12 protein-coding genes and 1 tRNA gene are annotated in these 13,483 nt (G+C 33.0%); 7 read left to right on the top strand and 6 right to left on the bottom strand.

Translation table 11 applies throughout. The features are described from left to right. Positions 1–5: 5 nt before the first annotated feature. From DIS18_RS00745 to proS, 4 genes are all read right to left on the bottom strand, one after another. Positions 6–368, bottom strand: coding sequence for a hypothetical protein (locus tag DIS18_RS00745; protein WP_109351140.1), 363 nt, complete (start codon positions 366–368; stop codon positions 6–8). 137 nt (positions 369–505) lie between these two features. Next, entirely contained in the window at positions 506–757 is a 252-nt protein-coding gene (gene rpsT, locus DIS18_RS00750) for a 30S ribosomal protein S20 (RefSeq protein WP_109351141.1), read from the bottom strand. A gap of 27 nt (positions 758–784) precedes the next feature. Next, positions 785–856, bottom strand: a tRNA-Glu gene (locus DIS18_RS00755). A gap of 172 nt (positions 857–1,028) precedes the next feature. Continuing rightward, positions 1,029–2,507, bottom strand: a complete 1,479-nt coding sequence (proS, locus tag DIS18_RS00760) for a proline--tRNA ligase (RefSeq protein WP_109351142.1) — start codon at positions 2,505–2,507, stop codon at positions 1,029–1,031. Between the two features lie 98 nt (positions 2,508–2,605). On the opposite strand from proS, the gene DIS18_RS00765 reads away from it, so the two are divergent. The 6 genes from DIS18_RS00765 (at position 2,606) to DIS18_RS00790 (ending at position 9,873) form a co-directional block, all read left to right on the top strand. Continuing rightward, positions 2,606–3,745: a hypothetical protein gene (locus tag DIS18_RS00765; protein WP_109351143.1), complete on the top strand. Its 1,140-nt coding sequence runs from the start codon at positions 2,606–2,608 to the stop codon at positions 3,743–3,745. A gap of 122 nt (positions 3,746–3,867) precedes the next feature. After that, on the top strand, positions 3,868–5,424 hold the full coding sequence (locus DIS18_RS00770) for an OmpP1/FadL family transporter (RefSeq protein ID WP_181363964.1): 1,557 nt from the start codon (positions 3,868–3,870) through the stop codon (positions 5,422–5,424). A 171-nt stretch (positions 5,425–5,595) separates the two neighbouring features. Next, complete coding sequence (gene folE, locus DIS18_RS00775) at positions 5,596–6,273, top strand: GTP cyclohydrolase I FolE (RefSeq protein WP_109351144.1); 678 nt, start codon at positions 5,596–5,598, stop codon at positions 6,271–6,273. A 38-nt stretch (positions 6,274–6,311) separates the two neighbouring features. Next, positions 6,312–7,793 (top strand): cysteine--tRNA ligase, encoded by a 1,482-nt coding sequence (gene cysS / locus DIS18_RS00780; RefSeq protein WP_109351145.1) that lies wholly within the window; start codon positions 6,312–6,314, stop codon positions 7,791–7,793. A 67-nt stretch (positions 7,794–7,860) separates the two neighbouring features. Continuing rightward, positions 7,861–8,079 (top strand): membrane protein insertion efficiency factor YidD, encoded by a 219-nt coding sequence (gene yidD, locus DIS18_RS00785; protein WP_109351146.1) that lies wholly within the window; start codon positions 7,861–7,863, stop codon positions 8,077–8,079. 63 nt (positions 8,080–8,142) lie between these two features. Next, positions 8,143–9,873: an amidohydrolase gene (locus tag DIS18_RS00790; RefSeq protein WP_219930749.1), complete on the top strand. Its 1,731-nt coding sequence runs from the start codon at positions 8,143–8,145 to the stop codon at positions 9,871–9,873. A gap of 203 nt (positions 9,874–10,076) precedes the next feature. On the opposite strand, the gene DIS18_RS00795 is transcribed toward DIS18_RS00790, so the two are convergent. Next, positions 10,077–11,537, bottom strand: coding sequence for an aminoacyl-histidine dipeptidase (locus DIS18_RS00795; RefSeq protein ID WP_109351147.1), 1,461 nt, complete (start codon positions 11,535–11,537; stop codon positions 10,077–10,079). A gap of 71 nt (positions 11,538–11,608) precedes the next feature. On the opposite strand from DIS18_RS00795, the gene DIS18_RS00800 reads away from it, so the two are divergent. Then, positions 11,609–12,676: a DUF3810 domain-containing protein gene (locus DIS18_RS00800; protein ID WP_109351148.1), complete on the top strand. Its 1,068-nt coding sequence runs from the start codon at positions 11,609–11,611 to the stop codon at positions 12,674–12,676. Here the strand turns inward: DIS18_RS00800 and DIS18_RS00805 are convergent, their stop codons facing one another. Further along, the gene (locus DIS18_RS00805) at positions 12,677–13,465 is read right to left on the bottom strand and encodes a DUF6503 family protein (protein ID WP_109351149.1); all 789 of its coding nucleotides are present in this window, start codon (positions 13,463–13,465) and stop codon (positions 12,677–12,679) included. Positions 13,466–13,483 lie beyond the last annotated feature (18 nt).

A 13,483-nucleotide genomic window follows, 5' to 3' on the forward strand; every position in this document is an offset into this window, starting at 1 on the left:
CTTAATTAGTAACTATTCAAAAGATCTCTGTACTCTTTTAAATCGGCAATATTACCTTTGTTATTAAGATTTTTCATTAGTGCAATAACATATTTTAGGCTTTCTACAGGCGCTACTTCATCATTTGCAACAACTTCACCATCCTCATCAATAGGTTCATCATCAAGTATAGGAATCATAAAAGATTCTGTTTCTTGAATATGCTCATAAGTTAATCTGAGTACTTTTACTACTAATGGCACTTGTTGCTCTAAAGCATAGCTTCTTAATTCCTTTAAGTCTTCAATTAATTTATCAGTATTGATTCCTGTTTTGTCTATATCTTTAAGAATCTTATCGATTAATTTTATTGCTTTTTTATTTTCCAAGAGGGTAATTTTATAAGGTTATAAGTTTTTACAAATTTAAATTTTAAAAACCTTTTTTCACTATAAGAAGGTTAAAAAAAATCATAAAAAAAGCTTCTCAATATTGAGAAGCTTTTACTTTTTGAACTTTAAATGGATTAAAGTGCAGCAACATGCTTAGCTAAACCAGATTTAAGGTTTGCAGCTTTGTTTGCATGAATAACATTTTTCTTTGCTAATTTATCTAACATAGAAACTACAGTAGGAAACATTTTTTCCGCTTCTTTCTTATCAGTTAACTCTTTCAATTTTTTAATTGCGTTACGAGTTGTCTTGTGCTGATACTTATTAATCAAGCGTTTTGATTCGTTACTTCTAATTCTTTTTAATGCTGACTTGTGATTTGCCATTTTATTTCTTTCTTAATTTTTTAATTGTAGCCCGTAGGGGAATCGAACCCCTCTTACCAGGATGAAAACCTGGCGTCCTAGCCGATAGACGAACGGGCCATTAGTTTTTGAGTGCGCAAATATAAATTATTAAATCTATACTTACTATAATCTTTCAAATAACATACAATGTTTCCATTGCGGATGCAAAAATACAACTATTTTTAAATGTTGCAAGAGGTAGATAATCTTTTTTTAAAAAAATTTATATCAACCTGATTTTCAATACAAATTAATACGCCTTTGCAAACAATACTCTGCGTTTTGAAGGTTTTCCTGAATATACACAAACACCCTCTTCTTCTTTCCCATCCAAAGGAATACATCTAATTGTTGCCTTAGTTAACTCTTTAATTTTATCTTCAGTTTCATTTGTTCCATCCCAATGCGCTGAAATAAAGCCTGTTTTTGTTTCTAAAACAGTTTTAAATGCATCAAAAGTATCTACTTCTGTAGTATGCTCATTTCTAAAATCTGAAGCCTTCTTAAATAAGCTTTCTTGAATGTCCTTTAACAAGGTTTCTATCTTTTCATTTAAACTATCTAATGGAACTACTTCTTTGGTTAATGTATCTCTACGTGCTAATTCAACAGTACCGTTAGCTAAATCTCTTGCACCAATAGCAATACGTAATGGCACACCTTGTAATTCGTGTTGCGCAAATTTAGCTCCTGGTCTATGTGTTGTTCTATTATCAAACTTAACTGTAATGTTTTTTGCTCTTAAATCACTTAAAATACTATCTGCGACTTCCGTAATCGCATTTAAATCTTCTTCACTCTTATATATAGGAACAATAACAACTTGATTTGGTGCTAAACTTGGAGGTAATACCAATCCAAAATCATCACTATGCGTCATTATTAGCGCACCCATCAATCGTGTTGAAACACCCCAAGAGGTTGCCCAAACATAATCTTGCTTACCTTCCTTATTAGCAAACTTAACATCAAATGCTTTTGCGAAATTCTGACCTAAAAAGTGTGATGTCCCCGCTTGTAATGCTTTTCCATCTTGCATTAATGCTTCTATACAATACGTTTCGTCTGCACCTGCAAAACGTTCACTTTCTGTTTTTAATCCTTGAACTACTGGAATAGCCATAAACTTTTCCACGAAAGTGGCATAAACATTATTCATTAATTCTGCCTCAGAGATTGCTTCCTCTTTAGTAGCATGTGCCGTATGCCCTTCTTGCCATAAAAATTCTGCTGTACGTAAAAATAAACGTGTACGCATTTCCCAACGCACAACGTTAGCCCATTGATTTATTAAAAGTGGTAAATCTCTATATGATTGTACCCAACCTCTAAATGTATTCCAAATAATAGCTTCACTGGTTGGTCTTACTATTAGCTCTTCCTCTAACTTAGCCTCTGGGTCTACTCGTAACTTTCCTGGTTTATCAGGATCGTTTTGTAGTCTATAATGCGTAACAATGGCACACTCTTTTGCAAAACCTTCAGCATTTTTTTCTTCGGCTTCAAACAAACTTTTAGGAACAAAAAGTGGAAAATATGCATTTTGATGTCCAGTTTCTTTAAACATTTTATCTAATTCTGCCTGCATTTTTTCCCAAATAGCATAACCATACGGTTTAATTACCATACAACCCCTAACTGCAGAGTTCTCCGCTAGGTCTGCCTTGACAACCAATTCGTTATACCATTTTGAATAATCTTCTGCTCTACTAGTAAGTTTTTTGCTCATATCTTTGTTTTGGCACAAATATTGTGACTATTGGAAATATAAAATAGTTCAGCAAAACTAACTATTTTTGTTATGTTCAACAATTAAATTATAGAGATATGCAATTTAACAACTACCTAAAAAGAAAAATGCCATTTTTAGCCCTACTTGGTTTACTCTTTGGCTTAGTTTCATGTGGCTCATACCAATATGTTGGTGTTGATAGTGATGGGATTTATGGAGACACCCCTCAAGTACAAACTCAAAACACTGAGACTGTTGCAGTTGTTGAAGTACCTAATAAAAACAATAGTGACTTCTATAAAGATTACTTTAGATCAAAATCTATAGAATCAGAAAATATTTATACTGGTGATGAAATATTCACTGATATAGATGCCTATGAAGGTCCGAATTATGTTGAAAACGATACACTACAAAATAATTACCAAGGCTATGCAGGCTGGGGTCAAGACAGCAATAGCATAACAATAAATTATATAGACAACGGTTGGAATAACTGGGGTTGGAATGGTGGTTTTGGCTGGGGCTGGAACCGTTGGAACAACTGGGGTTGGAATAATTGGGGCTGGAATAGATGGAACAACTGGGGTTGGGGCGGAGGCTTCGGCTGGGGCTGGAACAACTGGGGATTCAATGATCCTTTTTGGTGCCCTCCTTTCTATGGTAATGCTTGGGCATATAATAGAGGTTTCTACAACAGAGGTTTTTTTAATAATAGAGGGCTTTACAGCAGACGAAGTATTGCTTACAATGGAAGTAGAAGAAATAGTTATGCTTCAAACAATTCTAGAAGAGGTGTTAGTAGTAATAACTTAAATAGACGTAGCTCTGTAAACTCGCAAGGAAGAACAACATCTAAATACAATACATCAAGAAGAGGAAGTGTTTCTAGAAATTCTACTTCTGCAACAACTAATAGAAGAGTATATAATCCAAACGGTACACGCACATCTTCGGGTGTTACAAGAAGATCTACAGTAGCAAGAACACCTTCTACAAATTCTACAGCAAGATCTTCATCATCAAGAAGAAGTTCTAGTTCTGTTTACAGACAACCTACACGAAGTAGCTCAAGTTCTGGTGTTTCTAGAAGATCTTCATCTTCAAACAACAGAAGCTATACTCCAAGTAGAAGTTCATCTAGTTCAAGATCAAGTTCAGCATCTAGATCATCTTCAAGTAGTAGAAGTTCTGGAAGTAGTTCAAGATCTTCAGGTGGAGGAAGAAGACGTTAATCCAATTTATCATTAAAGAAAAATATTTTAAATGAAATAATGAGCCATAATATCAAGTCATAAATTATTTGATTTTCTTAATGGCCAATTACATCTGATACCCCTAATAAAAAAATAAAAACATGCAGATAAAAAAGTTAAATATACTATTCATAGGTTTACTATCTATATCAACAATTTACGCGCAAGACATAAGTGATGCCGTAAGATATTCGCAAAGTGAAATTCAAGGAACAGCTCGTTTTAGAGCATTAAGCGGTGCTTTTGGAGCCTTAGGAGGAGATATGAGCGCAGTTAGTGCAAATCCTGCTGGTTCTGCAGTTTTTAGTCAAAGTCATGCTTCTTTTACAGGTTCGAACATTGACTTAGATAATAACACTGGCTATTTTAATGGAGCAACAATCAACAATACTTCTAATTTTGATATCAATCAGGGAGGTGTTGCATTTGTTTTTGTTAATCGAAATGCCAACTCACCTTGGAAAAAATTCACCTTAGGTATTGCTTATGATAGAACAAACAATTTTGACGATGTTTGGAACGCCATAGGTACAAACACAAATAATTTTGTATTAGTTGACAATAATGACAATGAATTAGTACCTGTAAACTCTATTGCTAACTACTTTTATCAATATGCTGACGGTGTTAGATTAGGAGACATTTCTTTATTAGATGATGAGTTTGTTGAAGATGCTTATGCTGATATAGGTAATGCATTTGGTTTCGCCCACCAACAAGCATTTTTAGGGTATCAAGCGTATATTCTTGATCCTGATATAGATGATGACAATAATACAACTTACAATACAAGTAACAATGTCGTAGGTGGAACTTTTAATCATGATTACTTATATACTAGCACTGGATATAATGGAAAAATTTCATTTAACCTTGCAGCTCAATATGACGATAATTTATATATAGGAATTAACTTAAATTCTCATTTTATTGATTACCAAAGAAGCACGTCTTTACAAGAAGACAATTCAAATGGCGGATTAATAAACTTTATTGATTTTGACAATAATCTTTCTACAACAGGTAATGGTTTTTCATTTCAGTTAGGAGGAATCATGAAATTATCTCCTGAGTTTAGAGTTGGTCTTACTTATGATTCTCCTACTTGGTATTCTATAGAAGAGGAAACAACTCAATTTATAGACACGAACGAAGCTGATGCCGATTTAGATTTTATAGGAGGAATTGTTAACGTTTACCCTAGATATAGATTACAGACTCCAGCAAAAGTAACAGGAAGTTTAGCATATGTTTTTGCAAAGAAAGGTTTGATAAGTTTTGATTACTCTAAAAAAGACTATGGTAAAACTAAATTTAACCCAGAAGCTGACTTTACTGATTTAAACAATGCTATAAGTGATGTTTTAACAGATGCTTCAACATATAGATTTGGTGCTGAATACAAGCATCAACAATTCAGTTTTAGAGGTGGATATCGTTTTGAAGAAAGCCCATATACTGATGGCATAACTGTTGGTGATTTGACAGGATATTCTCTAGGTTTAGGATATAATTTTGGAAACACCAAACTAGACGTTACCTATGACAAATGGGAACGTACTGATGAAACACCACTATATAATGTTGGGCTTACTGATACAGCAACTATAGATAGAGAAAATTCGAATATCACATTATCTTTAAGCTTCAATATTTAAAGATTACATAAAATATTATAAAAAAGCTTGAACGAAATGTTCAAGCTTTTTTATTTACATGTAATTTTATTAATTAATTCTAGACTAACTGGAATATTAATTATTTATTAACTTCAAGCATAAGAAAAGTGAAATGCTTATCTTTGCAAATTAAATTTTTACTTATATATCATGGCTTTTGATAGCAATATAGAAGATTTTGACGCATTAGGAAACGAACACATTGGTACTTCTGAAAACACACCAATGCGTAATGATGCTTTTAAACTAACAAACGAAGAAAAGATAGACATTATTAAAGATGATGTTCGTCATATCATGGAAACTTTAGGTTTAGATTTAACAGACGATAGTTTAAACGGTACACCAAACCGTGTTGCAAAAATGTTTGTTAATGAAATTTTTGGAGGTTTAAATCCAGATAAAAAACCTAGCGCTTCTACTTTTGATAATAAATACAAGTATGGAGAAATGCTTGTTGAAAAAAATATTACTGTATACTCAACCTGTGAGCATCACCTCTTACCTATTGTTGGACGCGCTCATATTGCATACATTTCTAACGGAACAGTTGTAGGTTTGTCAAAAATGAATCGTATTGTTGATTATTTTGCAAAACGACCACAAGTACAAGAACGTTTAACCATCCAAGTTGTTAGAGAACTTCAAGAAGTTTTAGGAACTAAAGATGTGGCTTGTGTAATTGATGCTAAACATCTTTGTGTAAATTCAAGAGGCATTAGAGACATTGAAAGCAGTACAGTGACTTCAGAATTTGGTGGAAAATTCAAAGACATGGCTACACGTCGTGAGTTTCTTGATTACATTAAATTAGATACAAAATTTTAGACTAAAAACCCCTTTTAATAACTCATCAACAAACCAAAATGCAGTTATACCAATCCAATCCAATTAAAATATACAATTCACTTACTGGCCAAAAAGAAATATTTAAACCTATAAACCAAGGTCATATAGGTATGTATGTTTGCGGACCTACTGTTTATAGTAATGTTCATTTAGGAAATGTAAGAACCTTCATGTCTTTTGATATGGTTTTTCGTTATTTAAAGCATTTAGGATATAAAGTACGTTATGTTAGGAATATCACAGATGCTGGTCATTTAGAAAATGATGCGGATGCTGGAGAAGATAAGATTACTAAAAAAGCACGTTTAGAACAAATTGAACCTATGGAAGTGGTTCAACGATATACAGTAGATTTTCATAATATACTGAACACATTAAACTTTTTACCGCCAAGTATTGAACCTACCGCAACAGGACATATTATTGAGCAAATAGAATTAATTAGTAAAATCATTGAGAACGGTTTTGCTTATGAAGTTAATGGCTCTGTTTATTTTGATGTGCATAAATTTAATGAAACGAATGAGTACGGTAAATTAAGTAAGCGTAAGCTTGAAGATTTAATTCATAATACTCGTGAATTAGACGGACAGAGTGACAAAAAGAACCCTCAGGATTTTGCACTATGGAAAAAAGCTGAACCTCAACATATTATGCGTTGGCCCTCACCCTGGAGTGATGGTTTTCCTGGTTGGCATTTAGAATGCACAGCAATGAGCACCAAATATTTAGGCGAACAATTTGACATTCACGGAGGTGGAATGGATTTGAAATTTCCGCATCATGAATGTGAAATTGCTCAAAACGAAGCTGCTAAGGGTATTAGTCCAGTTAATTATTGGATGCATGCTAACATGTTAGAGCTTAACGGTCAGCGTATGTCTAAAACCACAGGAAATACTGTTAACCCTGATGAATTATTATCTGGAAATAATTCATTTTTTAGTAAAGCGTATTCTCCTAGTGTTATTCGTTTTTTTAATGCGCAGTCGTCTTATAGAAGTGTTTTAGATTTAACGGATGATGGCTTATTAGCTAGCGAAAAAGGGTTTTTCAGATTAATGGATGCTGTGAATTTATTAGATGATTTAAAAGCATCTTCAACATCTTCAATTGATGTTTCTGCATGGAAACAAAAATGTTATGATGCCATGAATGATGATTTTAATTCACCCATTTTAATCGCCCATTTATTTGAAGCCGCAAAATATATCAATCAAATAAAGGATGGATCTGAAACAGTATCAAATGAAGATTTAAGCCTATTAAAAAATACTATAAACGATTTTGTTTACGATGTTTTAGGTCTTGAAAATACAGCAAAAACAGATTCTGGTACTGATAAACTTTCTGGAGCTGTTAATGTTTTGATAAAGCTAAGGCAAGAAGCTAGAGCGAATAAGGATTTTGCTTTATCTGATAAAATTCGTGATGAATTGTTAGCTGTTGGTATTCAACTTAAAGATGGTAAAGACGGTACTACATTTTCTGTCAATTAGTTTTTTGTTAGCAGTAGTTGTTTAGTCTTAATCTACTTAAAAACAAGACATTATACAATAACATTTAATGAAACTACTCATTGCACCATTTTTGTTTCTGATAAAAGTATACCAGACTTTAATATCACCCTTAACACCTGCGACTTGCAGATTCCAACCTACATGCTCCCATTATTCAAAAGAAGCTTTAATTAAACATGGTTTATTTAAAGGTGGTTGGCTAGCCATAAAGCGTATTTTTAGTTGCCATCCATGGGGTGGTAAAGGTCATGATCCTGTTCCATGAACAAAAATTGATATATAAAATCTTATTTTATTGTTGTAATTTGATTGTCTAAATATTTTTTTAATGAAATCAATGCAATCCTTTAAATTAATTATTGTTATAACTTTAATTTCTATTATTAGTTGTACCAGTTCAAAAAAAGAATTTGCAACAATGCTTATTCATGGTGGACCAATTTATACTGTTGATTCTATTCAACCAATTGTAGAAGCTGTTGCTATTAAGAATAACACCATAATATTTGCAGGAAATTTTAAAGAAGCTGAAGCATTTAAAAATGACCAAACTCAACTTATTGATTTAAAAGGAAAAACCATGACACCTGGTTTAATTGAAGGGCATGGTCATTTTATGAGTTTAGGTTATAATGAATTAAATCTAGATTTAATTAACACTACAAGTTATCAAGACATCATTGATGCTGTTGCAGAACGTGTAAAAACTGCAAAACCAGGAGAATGGATTATAGGTAGAGGATGGCACCAAAGCAAATGGGATTCAATGCCAAAAACAATGGTAAAAGGTTTTCAAACACATAATCGGTTAAGTGAAGTATCTCCTAATAATCCAGTGTATTTAAAACATGCCAGTGGACATGCAGGTTTTGCTAATGAAAAAGCTATGGAAATCGCAGGACTCCATATATTAGCCAAAGAAGGTATTAAGAGATTTGATTCTAAAGAGGGAGAAGTTATTTTGGATGAGTTTGGAAGACCTACTGGTATTTTTAACGAACGTGCGCAGTCATTAATTCATAGACATATTCCGGAGAAAACGCCAGAAACTGATATTCAAGCATTCGAGCTTGCAGTAAAAGCGTGCCTTAGAAATGGCATAACCAGTTTTCATGACGCAGGTATTCCTAGAGAGACTATTGCTCTTTATGAAAACATGAAACAAGAGGGTAAGTTAAAAACCAGAATCTACGCAATGCTTACAGGTTGGGATAAAGAATTATTGAATGAATGGTTTGATAAAGGTATTATGATTGATACTGCAAACCTTTTAACAATACGGTCAGTCAAGTTGAATTGTGATGGTGCCTTAGGTTCCAGAGGTGCATGGTTACTTGAACCCTACAGCGATAGACCAGGGCATTTTGGACATGAAACTTTACCTATGGAATTTGTAGAAGAAACTGCTTTAAGTGGACTAAAGTATGGTTTCCAAGTATGTGCTCATGCCATTGGAGATCGGGCTAATAGAGAAATTCTAGATCGATACGAATATGCGCTTAAAAAGATGCCAGAATCAGCATTAAACCATAGGTTTAGAATTGAACATGCACAACACTTACATCCAGATGATATTCCACGTTTTGCAGAATTACAAGTTATTCCTGCTATGCAAGCTGTACATATGTCTTCGGATAGACCATGGGCTATAGATAGACTTGGAAAAAAACGTATTAAAGAAGGTGCTTACATGTGGCAAGATTTACTACAAACTGGTGTACCTATTGTAAATGGTACTGATGTGCCTGTTGAACCCATAAATCCCATTGCTAGTTTCTATGCTAGTGTTAGTCGTAAAACCTTAAAAGGAACACCTGAAAATGGTTATGAACCTGAGCAAAAAATGACCAGAGAGCAAGCTTTAAAATCTTATACTTTAGATGCAGCTTATGGTGCTTTTGAAGAGCATATTAAAGGCTCTATTAGTGAAGGAAAGCTAGCTGATTTCACTGTATACAACCAAGATTTGATGACTGTAAAAGAAAATAATATTCTAAATACTGAAGTTGTTATGACAATTTTTGATGGTGAAATTGTTTATCAAAAGAAATCCAAATAAATTAAATCTCAGCTATAGAATAATTTTATCATAAAAACATAAAAGCATTATTATTTAATGTTTCTTTTTAGAGGCGATTTGGGGTGCTTACTTTATGTTTCACGCAAACAATGCTTTTAACGTTTTTAGTGATATCATCGTCAAACATATATAAATAATAGATTAAATACAAATAATATCGATTAAGTGCAAATTACGTGTATTTAATTTTCAGGAATCTCCTTTAAAATTTCCAATACAAATTTCCAATATTTTTGAACTGACGAAATTTGAGCACGTTCATCTGGTGAATGAGCACCTTTAATATTTGGACCAAAACTAATCATATCCATGTCAGGATAATTCTGTCCAAGAATTCCACATTCTAACCCTGCATGACAAGCAGCCACATGCGGTTTTTCTCCATTTAGATATTCATATAGTTTTGTCATCACTTTTAAAATAGCAGAATCCATATTGGGTGTCCATCCAGGATAATCACCAGAGCATTCAACCTCACAACCAGTTAATTCAAAAGTAGCACGAAGTGTGTTTGCTAAATCCAATTTTGAACTTTCAACTGATGAGCGCGTTAAACATCCTATGTGAATATTTCCATCTTTCACTTTAACTCTGGCTATATTATTTGAAGTTTCAACCAATTCTGGAATATCAGCACTCATTCTATACACGCCATTTAAAGCAGCATATATGGCTCTTGTAAGTCCTTCTTGAACCCCTAAATTCATGATTTTTTTTGGTGCTTCAGTTTTAGAAATAGTAATCTCTAAATCAGGCTCCATGGTTTTAAATTCTTTTTTGATAGTTGTAGAAATTAATGCCATTTCTAATAAAAAAGCATCTTCGTGAATAGCATCAATCGCTACAATAGCATTACTTTCTCTTGGGATAGCATTTCGTAAACTACCTCCATCAATTTCTGAAATACGTAAACCGAAATTCTCAAAACCATCAAACAATACACGGTTCATGATTTTATTAGCGTTTCCTAAACCTTCATGAATTTGCATTCCTGAATGTCCGCCTTGTAAGCCTTTAACTGAAACTTTATAGCCAATTTTAAATTCAGGTGTTTCCTCTTCTTCATAGGTTCTAATAGCTGTAACATCTATTCCTCCAGCACAACCTACACCTATTTCATCATCTTCTTCAGTATCTAAATTCAATAGAATGCCTCCAGAAAGCAAACCACCTTTTAATCCCATAGCTCCCGTCATACCTGTTTCTTCATCAATGGTGAATAGTGCTTCAATGGCTGGATGGGGAATATCAGTACTTTCTAAAATAGCCATAATTGTTGCAACGCCTAAACCATTGTCTGCTCCAAGGGTTGTGCCTTTTGCCTTTACCCAATCGCCTTCAATAAACATCTCTATACCTTGAATATCAAAATCAAAAACGGTATCACCATTTTTTTGATGAACCATATCTAAATGGGACTGCATCACAACCGTAGTTCTATTTTCCATACCAGTGGTAGCTGGCTTTTTAATAATAACGTTCCCAACCTCATCTTCTATAGTTTCCAAACCTAAATTCTTACCAAAATCTTTCATGAAAGCAATAACACGTTCTTCTTTTTTTGATGGTCGTGGTACAGCATTTAAATCTGCAAATTTATTCCACAATGCTTTGGGTTCTAGTTGTCTTATTTCTGAGTTCATAGTTTTGTGATAATTGTACACAAAGGTACATATTACTATTAGGATTTATAAATAGTTTCCTATTTTTGAGCATGCTGAAAGAGAAAAAAACAATTATTGCACTGTTGCTGATTCCTCAAATTTTATTAGTAAAGCTACTCGCCAATTCCCCAGAGTTTATAGAGCAATATTATAGCAATGGATTATACCCAATAATTTCAAGAGTTTTTAGATTTACGTTGGGTTGGTTGCCATTTTCATTTGGAGATTTAATTTATACCATTGTGTCTCTTTATGTGATAAGATGGTTTTTTAAAAATAGAAAGCGTTTACGAAAAGACACAAAACGTTGGTTGGTTGATATAATTGCTGCATGCTCGATATTTTATGGTGTTTTTCATTTGTTTTGGGGATTGAATTATTATCGCTTACCATTACATAAAAGCTTGAATTTAGAACATGATTATACAACAGAACAATTAGTAAGTGTAACCAAATCTTTGATTAAAAAATCGAATGCTTTGCACTTCGAAATCACTAAAAACGATACAATTAAAGTTGATGTTCCTTTGAGTAAAAGTGAAATTTTTAAAATGGTTCCATCTGGATATGATAATTTAAAAAGTATTTTTCCACATTTAGAATATTACCCAAAAAGTTTAAAGAAATCGATATACAGTTACCCTTTAACGTATATGGGATTTAGTGGGTATTTGAATCCATTTACCAATGAGGCACAGGTAGATGGGTTGATTCCAACCTATAAATTCCCAACAACTTCAACACATGAAGTAGCTCATCAATTAGGTTATGCTGCAGAAAACGAAGCTAATTTTATTGGTTTTATGGCTGCTACTAGCCACGAGAATATCTATTTTAAATATACAGGCTATACGTTTGCTTTACGCTTTTGTTTAAATGAAATTTACAGACGTGATGAAGCGTTATACGAAGCAGTTGTTGAAAACGTTAACACAGGTATTTTAAAAAACTACAAAGAGGTTCGGGATTTTTGGAGTACACATGAAAATCCCGCTGAACCACTTTTTAAACTATTTTATGGTAATTTTTTAAAGGCTAATAGCCAAAGTAAGGGCATGCAAAGTTACAATTATGTTGTTGCCTTATTGGTAAACTATGCTAAGAAACACCCTTTGTAATTACTCCATAAGTTGTGCACCAGCTGGCACATCAAAAATACTTGAGTCAGGTTTTTCTGTTGAAATTTTAATGTCTGTAAATTCTAAATCGTTTCGTTTAGATGCTGGCAAATTGTTTTCTACTTTAAACCAAGTTAACGTTTTTGGTAATATTAAACCTTCTACGGTTTGCCAATCACTATATTTTATAAAATGCCATTCTTTACTTTTTTCTTTTGAAAAATAGGTTACTGTATAGCCTAACCATTCCATTTTATTAGTTTCTGAATCGTAATATAAAATATACTCATCTTCTGGTGATTCTCCTACGCCACTTTCATAAGAAATTTTAATTCCTGGGTATGATTTTCCTTCAAATTCTAATGCTGCAACATCTTCATAAATTATACCATCATCAGCCAAAATAAATGGCATCGCATAAAAGTAGAACATCAAATTATAATAGAATTTTGCATTGCCTTTATACGTTGCGGTATCTTTATTTTTTAACCAAACGATTTCACCATCAAAACCAATGGTATGGTTTGGCATTTCTATAAGCGATTTTCTGTTTTTCAAATGTGTTGTTGTAATCTCATCTCCGTTAGGTTTTTTCATGGTAAATTCAAGAGACTTCATGGTATTCCATTTATCTAAACTCCCGTGAGCATCAAATATTCCTGTAATGTTTTCTGGGTAGATACTAGTTGTTACATCAAGTGTTTCTTCTGAATAATCGACAGTTGGTGCTGTTTTGTTTTTACAAGCGAATATTGATATTGCTAGAACTATGAGGAGTGATTTTTTCATCTAAAGTTTTAATTGTTT

Origin of the sequence: Algibacter marinivivus, assembly GCF_003143755.1 — a bacterium.
GTDB classification, from domain to species: Bacteria; Bacteroidota; Bacteroidia; order Flavobacteriales; family Flavobacteriaceae; genus Algibacter_B; species Algibacter_B marinivivus.